Here is a 22,011-nt window from a genome sequence, read left to right as displayed (position 1 = left end):
CTGTATGACCATGCAAGAAATCCCTATGCCAGAGTTCCATGACGAGCGCGCGCGTGCGCTGCTGGCCAATGCGCGCGAGATCGTCAATGCGGAACAAGTCCAGGCCGCAGTGCGGCATGTCGCCGACCGGCTCAACGAACGCTTCGGCAAGGATGGCGATCCCGCCTTCCCGCTGGTGCTGGGCGTGATGGGCGGCGCGGTGGTATTCACCGGCCACCTGCTGCCCCAGCTCGACTTCCCGCTCGAGTTCGACTACATCCACGTGAGCCGCTACGGCGACGAGGACAGGGGCGGGCAGATCGTGTGGAAGGTGATCCCGCGCCAGAACGTGGCCGGCCGCACCATCGTGGTGGTCGACGACATCCTCGACGAAGGCGAGACCCTGGCCCACGTGAAGCAGCGCCTGCTCGACATGGGCGCGGCCGAGGTGATCGTGGCGGTGTTCGCCGACAAGGACCTGGGGCGCAAGAAGCCGATCCAGGCGGACCTGGTGGGGCTGACGGTGCCGAACGATTTTGTCGTGGGGTTCGGGATGGATGTCTACGGGTATTGGAGGAATCTGCCGGGGCTGTGGATTATCCGGCAGGAAGACCTCAAGCAGCCCGGATAAAAACCCGCTGCGCGTAAACGTCGTCCCGGCGAAGGCCGGGACCCAAGTCTTGCATGCTCAGTGGCTGCGCAACGGACTTGGATCCCGGCCTTCGCCGGGAGTCATTGCTGCCAGTGGCAGGAATGACGGTTTTGAGGCTAGAGGTTGTTGGCTTACAGCGCCAGCCGCGCCCGCGCAGCCATGTATTCCCTCTTCAAGCGCTCCACCATCTCCGCGACGGTCGGCACGTCGTCCATTAAGCCCACGCCCTGCCCCGCGCCCCAGATATCGCGCCAGGCCTTGGCGCTGCCCGAGCCGAAGCTCATCTTGCTCTTGTCCGATTCCGGCAGGTTCTCCGGATCCAGCCCCGCCGCCACGATCGACTTCTTCAGGTAGTTGCCGTGCACGCCCGTGAACAGGTTGGTGTACACCACATCCGCCGCGCTCGAGGTGACGATCGCCTCACGGTAGGCGTCGGTGACGTTCGACTCCCTGGTCGCCAGCCAGCGCGAACCGATGTACGCGAAGTCCGCGCCCATCGCCTGCGCGGCCAGGATCGCATCGCCGGTCGCGATCGAGCCCGACAGCGCCACCGGACCATTGAAGAACTTGCGCACCTCGCCCACCAGCGCGAACGGCGACAGCGCGCCCGCGTGGCCGCCGGCGCCGGCCGCGACCAGGATCAGGCCGTCCACGCCCGCTTCCAGCGCCTTCTCGGCGTGGCGGATCGACACCACGTCGTGCAGCACGATGCCGCCGTAGCTGTGCACCGCGTCCAGCATCTCCTTCGGCGGCGCGCGCAGCGAGGAGATGATGATCGGCACCTGGTGCTTCACGCACACCTCGACGTCATGCGCCAGGCGGTCGTTCGACTGGTGCACGATCTGGTTGACCGCGATCGGGCCGACCCTGGCGCCCGGGTTCGCTTCCTGGTAATCGGCCAGCTCGCGCTGCAGGTCCGTCAGCCAGGTGTCGAGCAGCTCGGCCGGGCGCGCGTTGAGCGCCGGGAAGGAGCCGACGATGCCGGCCTTGCACTGGGCCGCCACCAGCGCGGGGCCGCTGGCGATGAACATCGGCGAGGCGATGACGGGAAGGGACAGGTTTTGCAGCACGGGGGGCATCGTCATGGATGGCTCTCGGTGGTCGGTTGATCGGAATCCTCAGGCATTATAGCCGCGAAAAAAGAACGACCGTGCTAGAACTTCGACTCTAAACGTCGCGCAGCATGCCCTCGTCCACGCGCGCCGCCTCGGCGCGCACCAGCGCCCCGGCGGCCCAGCGGGCCAATTCCTCGGGCGGCATGCCGAATTGTTCCTGCCGCACGCGCTCGACCAGCGGAATGGACGCCAGCAAGGCCGGCAGCGCCCCCAAGGAAATCGCCTGCCGCTCCAGCAGCAGGAACTTGAGCAGCACCTTGACCGCGTTGCGCGCATTGCGCAGCGGGTCGGCGCGCAGGTAGTCGAGCCGTTTCCTTGCCCGCGCCAGCGCGCCCGCCACATCCGTGAAGGCCGCGCCATGGCCGGGAATGAGCACCCGCGCATCCAGGCCGGCGATCAGGTCGAGGGTCGCGCCCACCTCGTCGAAGCCGGGTTCGCCCGCCAGCTCGGGAAAGATCACGCCGAACCCATCTTCCCATAAAGCATCCCCGGCCACCAGCACGCCGTCCTGTGCACAAAAAAACAACAACGCATGGGGATCGTGGCCGGGCGCGGCCAGCACGTCCCAGCGCAGGCCGGCCAGGACCAGGCTGTCTCCCGGCGCCAGCGTGGCGTCGAAAGCGAAGCGCGGGCACTGCTGGCCGGTGGCGCGGAAGCTGAGCGCGTCCTCGTCCCAGGCGGCGACCTTGGCGGCCTCGAGTGCGGGAATCGCGACCTCACAGCCGAGTTCGGCGCGCAGCAGCGCATTGCCGCCACAATGGTCGGAATGCAGGTGGGTGTTGAGCAGAAGGTCAAGCGGGCGGCCATCGAGCGCAGCACGCACCAGCGCCAGGGTCTGCCCGGCGTGGGTCGCATAGCCGCTGTCGATCAGCGCCGCGTCCTCCGGCCCGAGCAGGAGGACGCTATTGGACGAGAGCCAGCCACGCTCCAGGATGCGGATGGCGGGCGGCAGGTTCACGTCAGTCCCACTTGATCTCGGCTTCGCGGCGCCGGATCTCGGCCCACACGGCGCGCTTGGTGTCCTCGCTGGCCGTGCCCCAGGCGACGATTTCGTCGATGGTGCGCAGGCAGCCGCGGCACAGGCCGGTGTCGGGCGCCATCTGGCACACGTTGATGCAGGGCGAAGGGACGGGACTAGGCAAATCTTGGTTCATGCGCTGGGAATGAAAGCGAATAGGATGAAGCCGCATTATCGCGCGTCCGGACGGCGGCTGCCGGATTCGCCGGGCGCGGCTTTATACTGGTTTTCCCGACGCCTCAGAAAGGTCTTCCGATGCCTCTGCGTTTTCTGCTCGCCGCCCTCTTCACCTGCGCCACGGCCAATGCACAAACACTCAGTCCCGACGGCTACGGCAAGATCCGCTTCGGCGACCGCCTGGCCACGGCCGAGAAGCGCCTCGGCCAGCGCGCCACGCTCAGGCCGCGCGATCCCGCCTGCTCGATCGTGCGCTTCAAGCGCTATCCACGCGTCAGCTTCATGGTCGAGCAAGGCCGCATCACGCGCGCCGACGCCAGGACCATCGTGCCCAACAGCGCAGGTGTGACGGCAGCCATGCAGCCGGAAGAAGTGCTGCGCCGCCATCCCCATGCCCGCGTCGAGCCGCACAAATACGATGAGCATGGCAAATACCTCATCCTGCGCAAAGGGACAGGCAAGTCGCTGATCTTCGAAACCAGCAAGAACAAGCTCAAGCGGGTCCGCGCCGGCCTCAAGCCCTCGGTCGATTACGTGGAAGGCTGCTCGTAGGCGGCCTGCTTGAGTTTCATCTTCTGCGCGAAGCGTTCGGTATCGATCAGGCAGCGCTCGTGCGTGCCTTCGCACACCTTTTCCACCTCGTCCCAGGCCTCGACCCGGAAGCGCACGCGCCGTCCCTCGACTTCCAGCACTTCGCCGCGAATGGTGAGCGTCATGCCGGGCGGCGTCGGCGCCAGGTGCTGGAAACTCACCATCGTGCCCAGGCTCTGCTCACGCGGCCAGTCGACGAAGGGCATCATCCCGTGCAGGCAGGCAAGTTCCATCATGCCGACCAAATAGCCCGTGGCCAACACGTCCGGCATCTCTCTGCAAAACAAGGTATCGTGGTAAAGCTCGGGCACGGTAGCGCGCTCGGGCACGGTGTACTGCCATTCGAAGCGATGGCCAGGTTGGAAGCTGGGATTCATGTTCCTAGAGTAACGCAAGCACGAGGGATGCGCCTGATTCGCTTGGGCCGTCCGGCAACACCCTGAAAGGTTCGTGTAAGCCTGCGGGCCGAGATTGATCTCATGCACCGCACAAGGAGAGCTCATGAAACTGAACAGGAGATTGCTTGCCCAGGTGCGCGCCGCAACCCGCACACTGATGCGCAAGGGACCAGCAGGAACGGGCGCCGTGATTCAAGAGGCGATGAAGAATGCGACCGCCATGCAGCGCGCGGCAATGCGCGACATGGCGGTGACGATGCCTGCGCCCTTCCTGGGCCGGGATATACTGCCGGGCAAGTTCGTCGACGGCAGCTATGCCAACGAGGCCGGCAGCCGCGACTACAAGCTGTACGTGCCGAGCAGCTACACGGGGGAACCGGTAGCGCTGCTGGTGATGCTGCACGGCTGTACCCAGGATCCGGAGGATTTCGCCAAGGGCACCGGCATGAACGCACTGGCCGAAGAGATGGCCTTCCTGGTGCTCTACCCGGCCCAGAGCAAGCAGGCCAATCCCTCGCGCTGCTGGAACTGGTTCAACGAGATCGACCAGCAGCGCGGCCAGGGGGAGCCCTCGATCATCGCCGGGATGACGAACGCCGTCATGGCGCGCCATGCGGTCGATGCCTCCCAGGTCTACGTGGCGGGCCTGTCGGCCGGCGGCGCGATGGCGACCATCATGGGCACGCTCTATCCCGAGCTGTACGCGGCGGTCGGCGTGCACTCGGGCCTGCCTTTCGCCTCGGCCAGCGACCTGCCCTCGGCGCTGGCGGCGATGAAGGGAGAATTCCGCCGGAGCCAGGCTCCGGACCGTTCGCTGCCGATCATCGTCTTCCACGGCGACCAGGACACGACCGTGCATCCGTCGAACGGCGAGGAACTGGTGGCCCAGGTCGCGCGCGGCCTGCCGCGGCGGCCGGCGGTGGAACCGGGGCGGGTGCCGGACGGCCATGCCTATACGCGCACCGTGCACCGCCATCACGACGGCACCGTGCACGCCGAGCACTGGGTGGTGCACGGCGCCGGCCATGCCTGGTTCGGCGGAAATGCGCTCGGCAGCTATACGGATGGCAGGGGACCGGACGCGAGCCGCGAAATGCTGCGCTTCTTCCGCACCCGGCGCTAGCCGGCCTGACGCTCGCGCGCCAGGCTGACAGCCTCGATGTGGGCGCGCAGGCAGGCCGGGCACCAGCAGCCCGCGGCTTCCTGCGGAACAGGGACGGCGGGCGGCAGCGCGGTGCACCAGCAAGGCTCGGCCGCGCCGTCGGCCATGGCGCAGCCGAATTCGGCGCCGCAGCGGGTGCAGACGCTCATCGCGCTGCCCCTGCAACGGACAAAACACTTGATTTTTTGAAAAGACCTGGATTCACGGTGGCGAGCCTCTGGAGCGGACTGCCATAAAATACAACAAGACGCCCTATAATCTGCACAAGTTTTACGCTAATTGCACGGCTTTTGCCTGTAAAATCTCGCGACATTATTTTCGGACCCTCCATGAACGCTCATCTGACCAGCTTGAAGACCGACGACCAGACCAGTGACCTGACCAAGGTCTCGCCTCAGATCAAGGCGCAAATTCTGGCCGAAGCGCTTCCGTACATCCGTAATTTCCACGGCAAGACCATCGTCATCAAATACGGCGGCAACGCCATGACCGACGAGCGCCTGAAGCACGGCTTCGCGCGCGACGTCATCCTGCTCAAGCTGGTCGGCATGAATCCGGTCGTGGTACACGGCGGCGGTCCGCAGATCGACAACGCGCTGAAGAAGATCGGCAAGCAGGGCACCTTCGTGCAGGGCATGCGCATCACCGACGAAGAGACCATGGAAGTGGTCGAGTGGGTGCTGGGCGGCGAAGTCCAGCAGGACATCGTGATGCTGATTAACCACTACGGCGGCCAGGCCGTGGGCCTGACCGGCAAGGACGGCGGCCTGATCCGCGCACGCCGCATGGCGATGCCGGACAAGGACAAGCCGGGCGAGTTCCTCGACATCGGCTTCGTCGGCGAGATCGAAGCGATCAACCCGGCCGTGGTCAAGGCGCTGCAGGACGACGCCTTCATCCCGATCATTTCGCCGATCGGTTTCGGCCAGGACGGCCAGGCCTACAACATCAACGCCGACGTCGTCGCCGGCAAGATCGCCGAGATCCTGAAAGCCGAAAAGCTGATCATGATGACCAACATCGCCGGCGTGCAGGACAAGAACGGCAAGCTGGTCACCGACCTGTCGGCGCGCGAGATCGACGAGATGTTCGCGGACGGCACGATTTCGGGCGGCATGCTGCCGAAAATCTCGTCGGCGCTGGACGCGGCGAAGTCGGGCGTCAATACCGTGCACATCATCGACGGCCGTATCGAACACAGTTTGCTGCTCGAAGTCTTGACGGAACAGGCTTTTGGCACTATGATCCGGTCGCACTAAACATTCGCGGCAGAAAAAGCCGCGAATTTCTACCAGCCCTTGTAGCTCAGTGGTAGAGCACTCCCTTGGTAAGGGAGAGGCCACGTGTTCAATCCACGTCAAGGGCACCATCTCTTCTTTCCCTCATCGTTTATCTGTCCCGCTGCGCAGTCGCGTCCGGATGGCTATAATCGCATGTTGCAACCATCCTGCTTCATGCTGACATCGTGGCTACTTCGACGACCCTCCGCGCGCCGGTCTGGCTGTTTGACCTGGACAACACGCTGCACGACGCCTCGTACGCCATCTTCCCGGCGATCAGCGCCAATATGAACATCTATATCGCCCGCGTACTGGGCGAGAACGGCATGCCCGCTAACCAGGCGGCCGTCGATGCCGCCCGACTGGGCTACTGGAAGCGCTATGGCGCCACCCTGCTCGGCATGATCCGCCACCACAAGGTGCGCGCCGCCGACTTCCTGCACGAGACCCACGACATCGGCCCGCTGGACCGCATGATGCGCGCCGAGCGCGGTCTCGGGCGCCTGCTGCGCCGCCTGCCGGGCCGCAAGATCCTGCTCACCAATGCGCCGACCCGCTATTCGACCGAGATCGTGCGCCGCCTGAAGCTGCACAATCACTTCAGCCATCACATCGCGATCGAGAACATGCACGTGCATGGCCAGCTGCGTCCCAAGCCCTCGAAGCTGATGCTGCGCCGCCTGCTGCGCCGCCATGGCGTGGCCGCGCAACGCTGCGTGCTGGTCGAGGACACCCTGGCCAACCTGAAAAGCGCCAGCCAGCTGGGCCTGCGCACGGTCTGGGTCACCCAATACCTGCGCATGAGCGATCCGATTGGCCGCGCGCCGCTGCCGCGGACCCTGAAACGCCCCGGTTACGTCGATGTCAAAGTAAAATCCGTACGGCAACTTCCTGCACGCCTGCACCGGTTGCGCTAAACATCACAACAATCACTAGGGAATCCATGGCAAGCACCAAGCCAGGCCAGCGCAAGCTGCAAATCCTCCAGGCCCTGGCCTCGATGCTCGAGCAGCCGAAGGGAGAAAAGATCACCACGGCGGCCCTGGCGGCGCGCCTGTCGGTGTCGGAAGCGGCGCTGTACCGCCATTTCGCCAGCAAGGCGCAAATGTACGAGGGCCTGATCGAATTCATCGAGTCCACCGTGTTCGGCCTGATCAACCAGATCAGCGAGCGCGAGGAAGGCGGCGTCGAGCAGGCCCACGCCATCCTGCAGATGCTGCTCGGCTTCGCCGCCAGCAATCCGGGCATGACGCGCGTGCTGATCGGCGACGCGCTGGTGGGCGAAGACGAGCGCCTGCAGGCGCGCATGAACCAGTTCTACGACAAGATCGAGCTGGCCTTCAAGCAGGCGCTGCGCGTGGCCGTCACCCAGGGCCACGGCCAGGAAGCCGATGTCGCCGCGCGCGCCGGCCTCCTGGTGAGCTATGTGACCGGCCGCTGGCACCGTTTCGCCAAGAGCGGCTTCAAGCAGAATCCGGCGGAAGGCACCACCTTGCAGCTGTCGCTGCTGCTCGCCGCATAAAACATGGACACCCCGGAAGTCTTCGCGCTGCTGGACGACGCCAGCGCCACGCAGGAGGCGGGCTCACGGCTGTACAACGGCCACGCGGGCAGCTTGCGCTGCGAAGACGCCGCGGGGTGGCCGCAACTGCTCGATCAGCTCCAGCAAGCCCTTAACAACGGCCTGTACGCGGTCCCGCTCCTGAGCTACGAGCTGGGCGCGCACCTGCAGGGATTGCCCGCCAGGCCGCTGGACGGGCCGCTGGCGCAGGTGCTGCTGTTCTCGCACTGCGAACGCATGACGGCGCCCCAGGTCGAGGCCTGGCTGGCGACCCGCAGCGCCGGCCAGGAAGCGGCCGGCGTGGCCGGCATCCAGGCCAACGTCGACGAAGCCAGCTTCACCGATGCGATCAACCGGATCCGCGACTACATCGCGGCCGGCGACACCTACCAGGTCAACTACACCTACCGCCTGCGTTTCGACGCCTTCGGCCCGCTGATGGGACTGTACACCCGCCTGCGCGCACGCCAGCCGGTGCCCTACGGCGCGCTGATCGCCCTGCCGGACGGCGGCGCGGTGCTGTCCTTCTCGCCCGAGCTGTTCGTGCGCCACGAGGCTGGCACCCTGCTGGCGCGGCCGATGAAAGGCACGGCGCCCGCCAGCGGCGACCCGGCGGTCGACGAGGAGCGCGCGAAGGCGCTGGCGCAGGACACCAAGAACCGCGCCGAGAACCTGATGATCGTCGACCTGCTGCGCAACGACCTGGGGCGCGTGGCGCAGACCGGCAGCGTGCAGGTGCCGGCCCTGTTCGAGGTGAAGCGCTATGGCGCCGTGCTGCAGATGACGTCCACGGTGCAGGCGCGCGTGCGCGAGGACGCCAGCCTGCTTGAACTGTTCGCGGCCCTCTACCCCTGCGGATCGATCACGGGCGCGCCCAAGCGGCGCACGATGGAAATCATCCACGAACTGGAACCGGATGCGCGCGGCATCTACACGGGCGCCATCGGCTGGTTCGATCCGCCGCGGGATGGCCATGGCCGTCCTTTTGGCGACTTCTGCCTGTCGGTGCCGATCCGCACGCTGGCCTTGCAGGCGCCGGAAAATGGCGCACAAGGTGGGGCCAGAAAGGGCGAGCTGGGTGTGGGCGCCGGCATCGTCTACGACAGCGATCCGCAATCCGAATTCGCCGAGTGCCAATTGAAGGCGCGCTTCCTGACCGGGCTGCACAACGAATTCGAGATCTTCGAAACCCTGCGCGCGTCCTGGGACGACGGGCCGCGCCACCTGGAGCAGCACCTGGACCGCATCGCCGGCTCCTGCGCCTGGTTCGGCCTGCCTTTCGAGCGCGAGGAGGCGCGGCGCATGCTGGTCGAGGCTTGCCTGGCCCTGCCGCATGGGCAGCTGCACCGCATGCGCCTGTCGAACTCGCACGCCAGGGGCTTGCAATTGCAATCCGGTGCGATCAGCGAACTGCACGAACCCGTCATGGTCGTGCTGGCGTCCGAGCCGACGCAATCAAGCGACATCTTCCTGCGCCACAAGACCAGCATCCGCAGCCGCTACGACGCGGGCTGGAAGGCGGCCGAGGCGCAAGGCGCCTTCGATATGCTGTTCTTCAACGAGCGTGGGGAATTGACGGAAGGCGGGCGCAGCAACGTGTTCGTGCGCTTCGGCGAGGCATGGTTCACCCCTCCCCTGTCCTCGGGCCTGCTGCCGGGCGTGATGCGCGGCGTGATGCTGGCGGCGCCCGCCTGGCAGGCGAGCGAGCGCGTGATCACGCGCGAGATGCTGGAGCAGGCCGACGACGTCGTCGTGTGCAATGCCTTGCGCGGCCCGCTGCGCGCCGTGATTGTGACTTAGTTAGCCAGCGCCTGCTCGATCTTGCCGACCAGTTGAGGATCTTCCGGCGCGACCTTGCTCGGGAAATGCTCGAGCACCTTGCCGTCGCGGCCGATCAGGTACTTGGTGAAGTTCCACTTCGGTTCCTTGCCGGTGATCCTGGCCAGTTCGGCGTGCAGCGGATTGGCTTCCGGACCCGAGACGACGCTCTTGGCGAACATCGGGAATTTCACGCCATAGGTGTTGAAGCAGAAGTCGGCGATCTCCTTGGCGCTGCCCGGTTCCTGCTTGCCGAAGTCGTTCGACGGGAAGCCCAGCACCACGAGACCGCGGCCGCCGTACTTGGCGTGCAGCTTCTCCAGGCCTTCGTACTGCTTGGTGAAGCCGCAGTAGCTGGCGGTGTTCACCACCAGGACCACCTTGCCGGCGTACTGGCACAGGTCCTGCGGCGCCTCGTCCTGCAGGCGCTTGAAGTTGTGCTTGAGGACGGCCGGGCAGCTCGCCGGACGGACGCTCAGCGGCGCCGCGGCGGTCTGCGCGCGCACCGGCTGGGTGACGCTGGCGGCCGCCAGGGCGGCCAACGCGAAGGCAAGGATCTTGGTCATGGTGGAGGTCCCACAAAGAAAGGTGCCACGATTGTAACGCAGCACCTTGCGCACGGCTGGACTCAGGCCTGGAGGCTGCGGTGCTCGATCTTGATGCAGTGGTTCATGACCACGTCCAGTCCGGCGGCGCGCGCCAGGTCGGCGGCGGCCTGGTTCTCGATGTCGAGCTGCATCCACAGGCAGCCGGCGCGCACGGCGATGGCGTCGCGCGCGATCGGCGGGATGTCTTCGGACTTGCGGAAGCAATCGACGATATCGATGCGCTGGCCGTTGGCGGCCAGGGAATCGGCGGCTTCCTGCAAGGTGGCGTAGACCGTCTCGTCGAGAATCGTCTGGCCCGCGTAGCTCGGGTTGACCGGGATGACCTGGTAGCCGTGGCCCTTCAGGTATTCGGCGACGCCGTAGCTCGCGCGGTCGGGTTTGTTCGACAGGCCGACGATGGCGATGGTCTTGCTGTCGTTGAGGATCTGGGCAATGCTTCTCATGGTGGATGCGGAGTAGTTCAGGGTTCGCTGTTAGCTTATCAGGTTTGCATCAGCGCTGGCGTGGCGCGCGCAAACGTGAAAAGATGCGGATTCGTCCCCGATCGAGCCGTCCCATGCGCCTGTTCGCCCTCTCCTTTCTTGCCGCCGTCCTGGCTGCCCCTGCCCATGCCCAGCAGCCGCTGGCCGGCGTCGAACGCGCCATCGTTCCCGTGGCCGCCTGGGGCGGTACCCCGGCGGATGCGGCCAAGGCGCGTCCTCATCGGATCACGCAGATCACGCTGCACCACCAGGGCGAACCCTTCCTGCCGGGTACCGATCCGCAAGCCTACCTGCGCCGGCTGCAGACCTGGTCGCGCACCACCAAGGGCTGGATCGACATTCCCTACCACTACGTGATCGATCTGGAAGGACGGGTGTACGAGGCGCGTCCCATCGGATTCGCGGGCGACACCAATACCGAGTACGACCCGGCCGGGCACGCCCTGATCGAGGTGGTCGGCAATTTCGAGGAAGTGGAACCGAACCAGCGCCAGCTCGATGCGGTCGTCGATGTGATGGCGATGCTGGCGGCGAAGTACGGGGTGCCGCTGGACGAAATCCGCAGCCACCGGGACTACTCGGACAAGACCGTGTGCCCGGGAGCGAATTTGTACCGCTATGTGAAGGAAGATTATTTCCGCCACAAGGTGGCCTTGAGGCTGGCGGGAGAGCAGGCACGCGCGCCGCGCTGAGCCGCCCTCCAGCCAGCAGTTAGCGCTTACTGCAGCCGTGCGCCGCGCAGCTCGCGGCCACCCTGCTTCAGCACCAGCACCGGCGCATCCCCCTCGCCCTTGGCGAACGCGATCTCGGCATCGACCTCGCGCGAGAAGAACACGTCGTCCCTGGCCGCGAAGATCTCGAGCTTGCGCTGCCCGGTCGCCTGCGCGAAGTAGCGGTCGCCTTCGCGCGTCAGCTCCATCACGAAGCCCGGGCGCAGCTCGTAGCGACCCGCGCGGCTGTCGAAGGCCGTGCTGGCGATCCTGACCGCCTCGCGCGGCGCCGGGGCGTCGCCGGTGCGCGGCTGGACCAGGACGCCGCCGTCGTAGTGCTGGGTCACCTGGGTCACCCGGCCCTTGTCGTCGCGCGCGAACTCGAAGTACTCCAGGGAATTGGGAAGGAAGAAGCCGTTCGGCGAGAAGGCCTTCACCGTGACCGGAGGACGGCCGGTGCGCTGCATCACCAGCTTGTCGCCGTCGCGGCGGAACACGCGCTGCACGCCTTTCTCGACTTCGTAGCTGCCGTTGAAGGCGTCCAGCGCCGCCGGCTCGAGAGCCACTTCCTTGAAGTCGCGATAGGGCTTGCCGATGGCGACGCCGGCCGCCTTGCGCGCCACCATGCCCGGATTCACCGGGCCGCTGTCGCTGTTGGTCAGGACCGCCACGTAGAGCTTCTGTTCCGGCACCCGCATCGCATAGGTCGAAAAGCCGGGGATGCCGCCGCCGTGCCCGATCGCGGGGACGCCCTGCAGCTGCGTCACTTCCCAGCCATAGCCGTAGTTGGTTTCCTTGCCGTCGCTCAGGCGGTAGGAGGTGAAGGCTTTGTTCCAGCTGGCCGGCTTGAGCAGCTTGCCACTGCCGATGGCGGCATCCCAGCGCGCCAGGTCGTCCACGGTGGACACCAGCGCACCGGCCGCGTAAGGCTGGCTCATGCTGACCCGGATCGGCGGCGCGTAGCCATTCTCGGCCGCGGTATGGCCGGCGGCGGTCGGGTCCTTGCTGCGCTCGAAGCCTTCGTAGGCGGTATGCGTCATCCCCAGCGGCACGAAGATGCGCTGCTCGACGAATTTCGCATAGGGCTGGCCGGAGATCTTTTCGATGATCGCGCCGAGCAGGAAGTAGCCCGAGTTGTTGTAGCGGTAGCGGCTGCCCGGCTCGAATTCCAGCGGCTCGTTCTTGAAGGAGTCGATCATCTGCGCCACGCTGAGGTCCTGGGTCATGCGGGCCCTGAATCCCGGCTGGCTGGTGTAGCTGACGATGCCCGAGGTGTGGGTCAGCAGGTGTTCGATGGTGATCTTCTTGCCCTGGGTGGGATAGTCCGGCAGGTACTTCGTGATGTCGTCGTCGACCGAGAGCTTGCCCTCTTCCGCCAGCATCAGGATGCCGGCCGCGGTGAACTGCTTGGTGATCGAGCCGAGGCGCAGCGCCATGTCCGGCGTCATCCTGGCGCCCTTGCCCACGTCGGCCATGCCGTAGGCCTTGCGCAATACGGTCTTGCCGTCCTTGACCACGACGACCGTGCCGCCGGGAGCGTCGGCCTTGAAGTGGGGCGCGATGACCCCGTCGATGCGGCCGGCCAGGTCCTGCACGCCCGCGGCGGGGGCGGAAGCATCCTGGGCGAAGGCGGCGTGCGGCTGGCATAGCAGGAGCACGGCGGCGCAGATGGCGGTACGGAGCAGCATGGTCGGATCCCTTTCTTTATGTTGTTGAGCGATCAATGTAGGACGCCCGGGCGGGCAGCGGCAATCGCGGCCGGATAAACGGTCGTTCCGGTGGGTCGAGTGGTCGGATTCACGGGACGGCCGGCTGGCCGCCGGCAGGCGCGATCCTGCTACCTCAGGGCAGTTTGGCGGCGAGGAGGAGCCACATCACCGTCATCAGGGCGATGCCGGTCACGGTCACGCACGACCAGGTGAAGAACCATGCCGACAGCACGGTCGCCTGCATCACCCGTTCGAACAGGAAGCCGAGGGTGAAGTCGCAGGCCGCCAGCACCGACCAGCGGCGCATGTAGACGGGCAGGTAGCGGCTCATGCGATGGTTGTGCTCACGCGCGGCATGGCGTTCGAACAGGTTGCGCGCGGCGTTCACGTCGCGGAACAGCCAGTCGAAGAAGAGGAAGCGGTACAGCGTGCGGCCAAACGACACATCTTGCGGCGTTTGCTGTTGTTCGCGATGCGGTGGGTGCTTGTCCATGTCGACTCGGAGGTGGCGTGCCCGGACCGGCACTGGCCCATCCTACGCTGAAACACGCTGCCTCAACGTGCGCGCGGTAACAGTAGGTCAGCTTCGACCCTGAAAACAGCCGGCGCAACCAACAGTAGATCTTATTCCCAGACTCTCGGAAAGGAATCCATTTATTGGCGAATATTCATTCGCATTTAGAATAAATAAGTGAAGGAGCGGTCAATAATCCTCCATGAATAAAATTGATTGCGATACGTATCTTACTCTCATTGAATAAATCTCTCACAGTAGAATGATTTCACCGGCTGCAATAACGCGCCGGGTAATTTGGAGACTTACAATAAAATGCAAGAACTGACTTTTGACGAGATCAATAGCGTTAACGGCGCAGCCATTTCCTTCACCGTGACCGTGGACTGGGACTGGGGCGGTGCAACTGCCGGCGCCATCGGCGGCGCCATCGGCGGCTCGCTGGGCGGCTTCGCAGGCGCTGGCCTGGGCGCAATCGGCGGCGGCATCGCCGGCGGCCTGAAAATCAGCTTCTCGTAATAGCCCGCCGTAGGCTATATTAGTATGGAGCGGTCCGCGTGGCCGCTCCATATTGAAAGGAACAGGTATGCAGAATAAATATGTACAAGCGCTGATCGCGGCGGTTATTTACGCAATTGTTTTCCCATTCCTTTATCGGACATTAACGAATAATTCCCTCGCAATCGATTCGATCGCGGTTTCTACCGCCATCTTTTTCTTTTTTATGCTGGCTTATTTCAGCCGCAAGAAAAAAGACGAAAAAAGAGGTTAATTACGCTGGTATCCCAGCGATAGATCTATTTGAATTGGCCGCGTAGCGCTGGTTTGCGACGCGGCAGTATCTTTTCCCCGTCATCCGTTCGAGATGGCTCTTTGTCCCGCCGAGAGCAGGACTGCCGCATTGCCTCCTGATGTTTTCCTCGACTGGCGCTGGCGCCAGGACGACTATCATGAAGGGCGTGGACGCCAATAAAAAAGGCAGCCCATGGGGCTGCCTTTTCTCGATGCTGCACGAAAGAGCTTAACGGCCCTTCGAACGCAGCTTCTGGATCGCCGCGAGCTGCGCGATCGCCGCGGCCATTTCGGCCTGGGCTTTCGCGTAGTCGATCTTCGATTCCTTGTTCAGCATCAGCTCTTCGGCCTGCTTCTTGGCCTCGATCGCCTTCGCTTCGTCCAGGTCGCTACCGCGAATCGCGGTGTCGGCCAGCACGGTCACGCCGTTCGGCTGCACTTCGAGGATACCGCCGGCGACGAAGACGAACTCTTCGCCACCACCGGCCACCTGGATTCGCACAGCACCCGGCCTGATGCGCGTGATCAGCGGGGTGTGCTTCGGGTAGATACCCAGCTCGCCCGCTTCACCCGGCAACGCGACGAATTCAGCCTGGCCGGAGAAGATCTGCTCTTCGGCCGAGACCACGTCCACTTGAATAGTGTTTGCCATGTCTGTCCTTCAGGTAAAGAATCCGGCTTAAGCAGCCAGTTTCTTGGCCTTTTCGATCGCTTCCTCGATGGTGCCGACCATGTAGAAGGCCTGCTCCGGCAGATGGTCCAGTTCGCCCGAAGCGATCATCTTGAAGCCCTTGATCGTGTCCTTCAGCGAAACGTACTTGCCCGGCGAGCCGGTGAACACTTCAGCGACGTGGAACGGCTGCGACAGGAAACGCTGCATCTTACGAGCGCGTGCGACGACCAGCTTGTCTTCCGGCGCCAGTTCGTCCATGCCCAGAATCGCGATGATGTCGCGCAGTTCCTTGTAGCGCTGCAGGGTGCCCTGCACGGCGCGCGCGGTGTTGTAGTGCTCTTCACCGACGACCAGCGGGTCCAGCTGGCGCGAGGTCGAGTCCAGCGGGTCCACTGCCGGGTAGATACCCAGCGAAGCGATGTCACGCGACAGAACGACGGTCGAGTCCAGGTGGGCGAAGGTGGTAGCAGGCGACGGGTCGGTCAAGTCGTCCGCAGGGACGTACACGGCCTGGATCGAGGTGATCGAGCCGGTCTTGGTCGAGGTAATACGCTCTTGCAGGCGGCCCATTTCTTCGGCCAGGGTCGGCTGGTAGCCCACCGCCGACGGCATACGGCCCAGCAGTGCCGACACTTCGGTACCGGCCAGGGTGTAGCGGTAGATGTTGTCGACGAAGAACAGAACGTCCTTGCCTTCATCACGGAAAGCTTCCGCCATGGTCAGGCCGGTCAGCGCGACGCGCAGACGGTTGCCCGGCGGTTCGTTCATCTGGCCGTAGACCATCGCCACTTTCGAGTTGGTCGGGTTTTCCAGGTCGACGACCTTGGCGTCCGCCATCTCGTGGTAGAAGTCGTTACCTTCACGGGTACGCTCACCCACGCCGGCGAACACGGACAGACCCGAGTGCGCCTTCGCGATGTTGTTGATCAGTTCCATCATGTTGACGGTCTTGCCGACGCCGGCGCCGCCGAACAGGCCGACCTTGCCGCCTTTGGCGAACGGGCAGACCAGGTCGATCACCTTGATGCCGGTTTCCAGCAGGTCGGTCGACGGCGACAGCTCGTCGTAGGCAGGCGCATCGCGGTGGATCGATGCCATGCGCTCGTGGCTGACCGGACCGCATTCGTCGATCGGGTTGCCCAGCACGTCCATGATGCGGCCCAGGGTCGGGGTGCCGACCGGAACCATGATCGGGTTGCCGGTGTTCTGGATGATCATGCCGCGACGCAGGCCTTCCGAGCTGCCCAGTGCAATGGTACGGACGATGCCGTCGCCCAGCTGCTGCTGGACTTCCAGAGTCAGTTCCGAACCTTCCATTTTCAGTGCGTCGTACACTTTCGGCATGGCGTTACGCGGGAATTCCACGTCGACCACGGCGCCGATACACTGAACGATTTTGCCATCAGCCATTTTCGTTCCTTCAGATATATAGTTAATTTCTTTTACGTGATCGGTTAAACGGCTGCTGCGCCGGAAACGATCTCGGAGAGTTCTTTGGTAATCGCTGCCTGGCGGGTCTTGTTGTAGACCAGCTTCAGGTCGCTGATGACACTACCGGCGTTGTCGCTCGCTGCCTTCATCGCCACCATGCGCGCCGATTGCTCGGACGCCAGGTTCTCGGCCACGGCCTGGTACACCAGCGCCTCGACATAACGCACCAGCAGCTCGTCGATGACGACTTGCGCTTCCGGTTCGTAGATGTAGTCCCAGCTGATACCGCCGGCATCCTTTTCCAGGTGCTTCGCCGGCAGCGGGAGCAGCTGCTCGACCATCGGCTCCTGCTTCATCGTGTTGATGAACTTGGTGTAGCACAGGTAGACAGCGTCGAGCTTGCCTTCCTGATACGCGTCCAGCATCACTTTGACCGGTCCGATCAGCTTGTCCAGATGCGGCGTATCGCCGATCTGGGTCACCTGCGAGACGACCTTCATGCCCATGCGGTTCAGGAAGCCAAGGCCCTTGTTGCCGATGGCAACCGCTTCGACCTTGTTGCCCGCCTGTTCCATCTCGCGCGCTTTTTGCGTCACCTGGCGCAGCACGTTGGTGTTCATGCCGCCGCACAGACCCTTGTCGGTCGTGACGACGATGAAACCCACGGCCTTCGCCTGCACGTCCTTGGCATGCGCCATGAACGGGTGCGTGTATTCCGGGTTTGCGCCGGCAAGATTGGCGGTGATGTTACGAACCTTGTCACTATAGGGACGGGCGGCGCGCATGCGATCCTGCGCCTTGCGCATTTTCGATGCGGCGACCATTTCCATCGCCTTGGTGATCTTCTTCGTATTCTCTACGCTCTTGATCTTGCCACGAATCTCTTTGCCTACTGCCATGAGTCCTTACTCCTTCCGCGCACCGGCGCCGTGCTTACACGGCGCCGGCTCGTCGATTAATATGCGCCGGATTTCTTGAAATCAGCAATGGCGGCGGCCAGCGCAGCTTCGCCGTCCTTGTCCAGTTGCTTGGTTTCGTCGATCTTCGACAGCAGCGCAGCGTGGCTCGACTTCAGGAAGTTGTGCAGACCGTGCTCGAACGGCAGCACTTTCTTGACTTCGATGTCGTCCAGGTAGCCTTTGTTGACGGCGAACAGCGATGCGGCCATCAGCGAGGTCGACAGCGGCGAGAACTGCGGCTGCTTCAGCAGTTCGGTGACGCGGGCGCCACGGTCCAGCTGCTTGCGGGTCGATTCGTCCAGGTCCGATGCGAACTGCGCGAACGCAGCCAGTTCACGGTACTGCGCCAGGTCGGTACGGATACCGCCCGACAGGCCCTTGATGACCTTGGTCTGGGCTGCGCCACCGACGCGCGACACCGAGATACCGGCGTTGATCGCAGGACGGATGCCGGCGTTGAACAGCGAGGTCTCCAGGAAGATCTGGCCGTCGGTAATCGAAATCACGTTGGTCGGCACGAAGGCCGAGACGTCGCCTGCCTGGGTTTCGATGATCGGCAGTGCGGTCAGCGAACCGGTCTTGCCGGTGACGGCGCCGTTGGTGAACTTCTCGACGTAGTCGGCGTTCACGCGCGCTGCGCGCTCGAGCAGGCGGCTGTGCAGGTAGAACACGTCGCCCGGATAAGCTTCGCGGCCCGGCGGACGGCGCAGCAGCAGGGAGATCTGGCGGTATGCGACAGCTTGCTTCGACAGGTCGTCGTACACGATCAGCGCGTCTTCGCCGCGGTCGCGGAAGTATTCGCCCATCGCGCAGCCCGAGTAGGCCGAGATGTACTGCATCGCAGCCGATTCCGAAGCGGACGCGGCGACAACGATGGTGTACTCCATCGCGCCGTGCTGTTCCAGCGAGCGGACGATGTTCTTGATGGTCGATGCCTTCTGGCCGATTGCGACGTACACGCAGGTGACGCCCTGGCCCTTCTGGTTGATGATCGCGTCGACTGCGACAGCCGATTTACCGGTCTGGCGGTCGCCAATGATCAGCTCACGCTGGCCACGGCCGATCGGCACCATCGCGTCGATCGACTTGATGCCGGTCTGCATCGGCTGCGAGACGGATTCACGGGCGATCACGCCCGGAGCGATCTTTTCGATCGGCGCGGTCAGGGCGGTGTTGATCGGACCCTTGCCGTCGATCGGCTGGCCCAGTGCGTTGACGACGCGGCCACGCAGTTCCGGACCGATCGGCACTTCCAGGATGCGGCCGGTGGTCTTGACGGTGTCGCCTTCCGAGATGTGCTCGTAAGCACCCAGGATCACGGCGCCGACCGAGTCACGCTCGAGGTTCATCGCCAGACCGAAGGTGTTGCCGGGGAATTCCAGCATCTCGCCCTGCATCACGTCCGACAGACCATGGATGCGGCAGATACCGTCGGCGACGGAGATCACCGTGCCTTGATTGCGAACATCAGCGGATGCTTCGAGGCCCTGGATCCGGCTCTTGATCAGTTCGCTGATTTCAGATGGGTTAAGTTGCATGCTTGCTAACTCCAATAATGTTTTTTGATGCGTAGGGCAAGGGCGGGACGCCGGCGAGTGCGATGTTCTTACGACACCAGCGCAACATGCATCTGTTGCAGCTTGGCGCGTACCGAGGTATCGAGCACTTCGTCACCAACGACCACGCGCACACCACCGATCAGCGAAGGATCCACTGTTACCGTTGGGTTCAGCTTGCGGCCAAATTTCTTTTCCAGCGTAGCAACCAGCTGCGAGAGCTGGTCAGCCGAGATCTCGAAGGCGCTGTAGATCGTGGCGTCGGCAGCACCTTCGCTCGCGTTCTTCAGGGCAGCAAACTGGGTGCTGATCTCGGGCAGCAGGGCGATGCGGCCGTTTTCAGCCAGCATCGCGATAAAGTTCTTCGCTTCAGCGTTCAGCGGCGACTTGACCAGGGACGCAATCGTGTCCGCCAGCTGTGCGTGGGTGAGGTTCGGGTTGCTGGCGAAGGCCTGCACTTCGGAATTCGCGCCGATCTGGCCGAGTTCCGAAGCGACGGCCGACCACGCGGCCATGTCGCCGGATTGGGCGACACGGAACAGCGCTTCGGCGTAGGGGCGGGCGACGGTTGCGAGTTCTGCCATGATCAGAGCTCGGTCGACAGTTTCGACAGCAGGTCGGCGTGGGCCGCTGCGTTCACTTCACGCTTCAGGATCTGCTCGGCGCCCTGGACGGCGAGGGTCGCCACCTGGCCGCGCAGTTCTTCGCGGGCACGGGTCACTTGCTGCTCGGCGTCGGCCTTGGCGGCGGCGACGATACGGGCGGCTTCTTCGGTAGCGGTCTGCTTGGCTGCGTCGATGATCTGGGCAGCACGCTTTTCAGCGTCGGCAATGCGCTTCTGGACTTCGTCACGGGCGCCAGCCAGTTCGGTCTGCACGCGCTTCTCGGCGGCGGCCAGGTCGGCCTTGCCACGATCGGCTGCTGCCAGACCATTCGCGATCCTTTCGGCGCGCTCGTCCAGCGCTTTCATCAGTGGCGGCCACACGAACTTCATGGTGAACAGCGCCAGGATGAAAAAGACCCCGAACTGGACAAACAACGTTGCGTTGATGTTCACGGTATTTTCCTTCTTACAGAAACACGGATGCCGAACCAGAGTTGGTTCGGCCCTTCAAGACTTCAAGCCGCCAGGTCTTAGCCGGTGAACGGGTTGGCGAATGCGAACATCATTGCGATACCAACGCCGATCAGGAATGCCGCGTCGATCAGGCCAGCCAGCAGGAACATCTTGGTCTGCAGGGTGTTCATCAGTTCAGGCTGACGTGCCGAGGCTTCCAGGTACTTACCGCCCATCAGAGCGATACCGATACATGCGCCGATAGCGCCGAGGCCGATGATCAAACCGCAAGCCAGTGCAACAAAAGAAACGTCAGTCATGATTACTCCAAAAAGTTAATTTAAAAACTAGATTAAAAACTACAACTTCGTTACAACCACTATCTTGTTCGATGCTTGCGGCGCCGATCAGTGGCCTTCATGGGCCTGACCGAGATACACCAGCGTCAGCATCATGAAGATGAATGCCTGCAGGAACACGATCAGGATGTGGAAGATCGCCCAGATCGAGCCTGCGATCACATGACCGACGATACCGAAGACGGTGAAGGTCGAGCCAAGCAAAGCGATCAATAGGAACAGCAGCTCGCCGGCGAACATGTTGCCGAACAGTCGCATTGCCAGCGACACCATTTTTGCTGCGTATTCGATGACGTTCAGGAGCAGGTTGAACGGCGCCATGGCGATGCCGAACGGTGCTGCGAACAGTTCGTGGAGCCAGCCGCCCAGGCCCTTGATCTTGATGCCGTAGTAGATCATCAGGACCAGCACGCCCAGGGCAATGCCCATGGTGCCGTTGATGTCGGCGGTCGGAACCACGCGGTGGTACGGGAAGACATGGGTCAGACCCAGCCATTCGAAGCCTTTGGCGAACATGTCGACAGGCAGGAAGTCCAGCGAGTTCATCAGGGCGACCCAGACGAACACGGTCAGCGCCAGCGGAGCGATGAAGCTGCGGTCGCCGTGGACGATCGACTTCGACTGGTCTTCGACCATCTCGACGACCATCTCGACAGCGGCCTGGAAGCGGCCCGGCACGCCCGAGGTGGCGCGGCGCGCCGCCATCCACATCAGCAGCGAGCCGATGACGCCCATCAGCACCGACCAGAAGATGGTGTCGTAGTGCAGGATCGAGAAGTCGATCGGGCTTTCCTGATGGTGGTTCGACAGGAAGCCGAGGTGGTGCCGGATGTATTCTGAAGCGGTGGGCGCGTGTGCTGCGCCTTCGGTTGGATTCGCCATTATCGTTGCCTAAATAATAAGAATATGTAACTTTTCAGTGCCACGATGAACCCGCCCATCAGGGCCAGCCAGTTCAGATCGCGGTACAGCCACGCCGTTACGCCCAGGAGCGCCAGCGTCATTGCAATCTTTATAAATTCCCAGATGAAAAACGTGAAGGGGTTTGCCCCTCCCGCTTTCGTTGATGCGGCAAACAGGCGTACCGCCATAATTCCGTTGGGCACGACACAACACAAACCGCCCAGTACTGCCGAAAACATCGCAGGCCATCCCCCCAGCAGTGCGGCGATGAGGCCGGCGACTACCGTTGCGATCAACTGCAGGGAAACGATGCGCAGCATTTTTTTCTAGTTTCGCGCCCGCGCATGTGGACGATTTGCGATGTGGTAATTACATGAATCAGCGGGATTATAAGTGGTTATACGGACGTGAGTCAAACGATTCGCAAGTTATAACTGAGACGTATAGATGGCGAAACTGTCACGTCTGAATGGGAGATTGTGCAATCTTTTCAGTTACTTAAGTAAA

Annotated in this window: 28 protein-coding genes and 1 tRNA gene; 11 read left to right on the top strand and 18 right to left on the bottom strand. The window is 63.4% G+C overall.

The genetic code is table 11. The features are described from left to right. The first annotated feature begins 25 nt into the window (after positions 1–25). Positions 26–610, top strand: a complete 585-nt coding sequence (locus tag KBW95_RS04880) for a hypoxanthine-guanine phosphoribosyltransferase (RefSeq protein WP_211523058.1) — start codon at positions 26–28, stop codon at positions 608–610. 152 nt (positions 611–762) lie between these two features. Here KBW95_RS04880 and KBW95_RS04875 read toward each other — a convergent pair whose 3' ends face one another. The 3 genes from KBW95_RS04875 to KBW95_RS04865 all read right to left on the bottom strand — a co-directional run bounded on the left by KBW95_RS04875 (position 763) and on the right by KBW95_RS04865 (position 2,900). Next, positions 763–1,716, bottom strand: coding sequence for a nitronate monooxygenase family protein (locus KBW95_RS04875; RefSeq protein ID WP_211523057.1), 954 nt, complete (start codon positions 1,714–1,716; stop codon positions 763–765). Positions 1,717–1,798: 82 nt separating this feature from the next. After that, positions 1,799–2,704, bottom strand: coding sequence for an MBL fold metallo-hydrolase (locus KBW95_RS04870; protein ID WP_211523056.1), 906 nt, complete (start codon positions 2,702–2,704; stop codon positions 1,799–1,801). 1 nt (position 2,705) lies between these two features. Continuing rightward, on the bottom strand, positions 2,706–2,900 hold the full coding sequence (locus KBW95_RS04865) for a DUF1289 domain-containing protein (protein WP_211523055.1): 195 nt from the start codon (positions 2,898–2,900) through the stop codon (positions 2,706–2,708). 119 nt (positions 2,901–3,019) lie between these two features. On the opposite strand from KBW95_RS04865, the gene KBW95_RS04860 reads away from it, so the two are divergent. Then, positions 3,020–3,493, top strand: coding sequence for a hypothetical protein (locus KBW95_RS04860; RefSeq protein WP_211523054.1), 474 nt, complete (start codon positions 3,020–3,022; stop codon positions 3,491–3,493). Here the strand turns inward: KBW95_RS04860 and KBW95_RS04855 are convergent. Further along, entirely contained in the window at positions 3,472–3,909 is a 438-nt protein-coding gene (locus tag KBW95_RS04855) for a thioesterase family protein (RefSeq protein ID WP_211523053.1), read from the bottom strand. The genes KBW95_RS04860 and KBW95_RS04855 overlap by 22 nt on opposite strands. 124 nt (positions 3,910–4,033) lie before the next feature. On the opposite strand from KBW95_RS04855, the gene KBW95_RS04850 reads away from it, so the two are divergent. After that, positions 4,034–5,053: a PHB depolymerase family esterase gene (locus tag KBW95_RS04850; protein ID WP_211527621.1), complete on the top strand. Its 1,020-nt coding sequence runs from the start codon at positions 4,034–4,036 to the stop codon at positions 5,051–5,053. On the opposite strand, the gene KBW95_RS04845 is transcribed toward KBW95_RS04850, so the two are convergent. Next, positions 5,050–5,241, bottom strand: a complete 192-nt coding sequence (locus KBW95_RS04845; RefSeq protein ID WP_211523051.1) for a cysteine-rich CWC family protein — start codon at positions 5,239–5,241, stop codon at positions 5,050–5,052. The genes KBW95_RS04850 and KBW95_RS04845 overlap by 4 nt on opposite strands. Before the next feature lie 180 nt (positions 5,242–5,421). Here KBW95_RS04845 and argB point away from each other — a divergent pair, with 180 nt between their 5' ends. From argB to pabB, 5 genes are all read left to right on the top strand, one after another. Further along, positions 5,422–6,351 (top strand): acetylglutamate kinase, encoded by a 930-nt coding sequence (argB, locus tag KBW95_RS04840; RefSeq protein ID WP_211523050.1) that lies wholly within the window; start codon positions 5,422–5,424, stop codon positions 6,349–6,351. A gap of 35 nt (positions 6,352–6,386) precedes the next feature. Beyond that, positions 6,387–6,461: transfer RNA gene (locus KBW95_RS04835), tRNA-Thr, on the top strand. Between the two features lie 96 nt (positions 6,462–6,557). Beyond that, positions 6,558–7,289 (top strand): pyrimidine 5'-nucleotidase, encoded by a 732-nt coding sequence (locus tag KBW95_RS04830; RefSeq protein WP_211523049.1) that lies wholly within the window; start codon positions 6,558–6,560, stop codon positions 7,287–7,289. Positions 7,290–7,315: 26 nt separating this feature from the next. Then, a complete protein-coding gene (slmA, locus tag KBW95_RS04825) occupies positions 7,316–7,894 on the top strand; it encodes a nucleoid occlusion factor SlmA (protein ID WP_211523048.1) in 579 nt (192 codons plus the stop codon). Between the two features lie 3 nt (positions 7,895–7,897). After that, positions 7,898–9,733 (top strand): aminodeoxychorismate synthase component I, encoded by a 1,836-nt coding sequence (gene pabB / locus KBW95_RS04820; RefSeq protein ID WP_211527620.1) that lies wholly within the window; start codon positions 7,898–7,900, stop codon positions 9,731–9,733. Here the strand turns inward: pabB and KBW95_RS04815 are convergent. Together KBW95_RS04815 and KBW95_RS04810 are read right to left on the bottom strand one after the other, a co-directional pair. After that, a complete protein-coding gene (locus KBW95_RS04815) occupies positions 9,730–10,317 on the bottom strand; it encodes a glutathione peroxidase (RefSeq protein ID WP_211527619.1) in 588 nt (195 codons plus the stop codon). The genes pabB and KBW95_RS04815 overlap by 4 nt on opposite strands. 62 nt (positions 10,318–10,379) lie before the next feature. Beyond that, entirely contained in the window at positions 10,380–10,802 is a 423-nt protein-coding gene (locus tag KBW95_RS04810; RefSeq protein ID WP_211523044.1) for a CoA-binding protein, read from the bottom strand. 113 nt (positions 10,803–10,915) lie between these two features. On the opposite strand from KBW95_RS04810, the gene KBW95_RS04805 reads away from it, so the two are divergent. Then, positions 10,916–11,533, top strand: a complete 618-nt coding sequence (locus KBW95_RS04805; RefSeq protein WP_211523043.1) for a peptidoglycan recognition family protein — start codon at positions 10,916–10,918, stop codon at positions 11,531–11,533. A 26-nt stretch (positions 11,534–11,559) separates the two neighbouring features. Here the strand turns inward: KBW95_RS04805 and KBW95_RS04800 are convergent, their stop codons facing one another. Then, positions 11,560–13,239, bottom strand: coding sequence for a serine hydrolase (locus KBW95_RS04800; protein WP_211527618.1), 1,680 nt, complete (start codon positions 13,237–13,239; stop codon positions 11,560–11,562). Between the two features lie 154 nt (positions 13,240–13,393). Further along, a complete protein-coding gene (locus KBW95_RS04795; RefSeq protein WP_211527617.1) occupies positions 13,394–13,753 on the bottom strand; it encodes a hypothetical protein in 360 nt (119 codons plus the stop codon). 336 nt (positions 13,754–14,089) lie between these two features. Between KBW95_RS04795 and KBW95_RS04790 the strand changes: the two genes are divergently transcribed. Further along, positions 14,090–14,293, top strand: a complete 204-nt coding sequence (locus tag KBW95_RS04790) for a hypothetical protein (protein WP_211523040.1) — start codon at positions 14,090–14,092, stop codon at positions 14,291–14,293. A gap of 67 nt (positions 14,294–14,360) precedes the next feature. Beyond that, entirely contained in the window at positions 14,361–14,546 is a 186-nt protein-coding gene (locus KBW95_RS04785) for a hypothetical protein (protein ID WP_211523039.1), read from the top strand. 249 nt (positions 14,547–14,795) lie between these two features. Here KBW95_RS04785 and KBW95_RS04780 read toward each other — a convergent pair whose 3' ends face one another. The 9 genes from KBW95_RS04780 to KBW95_RS04740 all read right to left on the bottom strand — a co-directional run bounded on the left by KBW95_RS04780 (position 14,796) and on the right by KBW95_RS04740 (position 21,824). Next, on the bottom strand, positions 14,796–15,218 hold the full coding sequence (locus KBW95_RS04780; RefSeq protein ID WP_211523038.1) for a F0F1 ATP synthase subunit epsilon: 423 nt from the start codon (positions 15,216–15,218) through the stop codon (positions 14,796–14,798). Between the two features lie 27 nt (positions 15,219–15,245). Then, entirely contained in the window at positions 15,246–16,649 is a 1,404-nt protein-coding gene (gene atpD, locus KBW95_RS04775; protein WP_211523037.1) for a F0F1 ATP synthase subunit beta, read from the bottom strand. A 44-nt stretch (positions 16,650–16,693) separates the two neighbouring features. Then, positions 16,694–17,569, bottom strand: a complete 876-nt coding sequence (atpG, locus tag KBW95_RS04770; RefSeq protein ID WP_211523036.1) for a F0F1 ATP synthase subunit gamma — start codon at positions 17,567–17,569, stop codon at positions 16,694–16,696. A gap of 56 nt (positions 17,570–17,625) precedes the next feature. Continuing rightward, positions 17,626–19,167 carry a F0F1 ATP synthase subunit alpha gene (gene atpA, locus KBW95_RS04765; RefSeq protein ID WP_211523035.1) on the bottom strand — a complete coding sequence of 514 codons (1,542 nt, stop codon included), beginning with the start codon at positions 19,165–19,167 and terminating at the stop codon, positions 17,626–17,628. A gap of 68 nt (positions 19,168–19,235) precedes the next feature. Continuing rightward, complete coding sequence (locus tag KBW95_RS04760) at positions 19,236–19,769, bottom strand: F0F1 ATP synthase subunit delta (RefSeq protein WP_211527616.1); 534 nt, start codon at positions 19,767–19,769, stop codon at positions 19,236–19,238. A 2-nt stretch (positions 19,770–19,771) separates the two neighbouring features. Continuing rightward, positions 19,772–20,242 carry a F0F1 ATP synthase subunit B gene (locus KBW95_RS04755; RefSeq protein ID WP_211523033.1) on the bottom strand — a complete coding sequence of 157 codons (471 nt, stop codon included), beginning with the start codon at positions 20,240–20,242 and terminating at the stop codon, positions 19,772–19,774. A 77-nt stretch (positions 20,243–20,319) separates the two neighbouring features. Further along, positions 20,320–20,562: a F0F1 ATP synthase subunit C gene (gene atpE / locus KBW95_RS04750; RefSeq protein ID WP_211523032.1), complete on the bottom strand. Its 243-nt coding sequence runs from the start codon at positions 20,560–20,562 to the stop codon at positions 20,320–20,322. An 87-nt stretch (positions 20,563–20,649) separates the two neighbouring features. Continuing rightward, positions 20,650–21,483, bottom strand: a complete 834-nt coding sequence (atpB, locus tag KBW95_RS04745; protein ID WP_211523031.1) for a F0F1 ATP synthase subunit A — start codon at positions 21,481–21,483, stop codon at positions 20,650–20,652. After that, positions 21,483–21,824: an ATP synthase subunit I gene (locus tag KBW95_RS04740; protein WP_211527615.1), complete on the bottom strand. Its 342-nt coding sequence runs from the start codon at positions 21,822–21,824 to the stop codon at positions 21,483–21,485. The genes atpB and KBW95_RS04740 overlap by 1 nt, the downstream gene beginning before the upstream one ends. Positions 21,825–22,011: the final 187 nt, after the last annotated feature.

The organism is Massilia sp. ZL223 (assembly GCF_018119395.1).
Lineage (GTDB): Bacteria > Pseudomonadota > Gammaproteobacteria > Burkholderiales > Burkholderiaceae_D > Telluria.
Note: the sequence above shows the minus strand (reverse complement) of the source record. Positions and strands in the feature narration are given on the sequence as shown.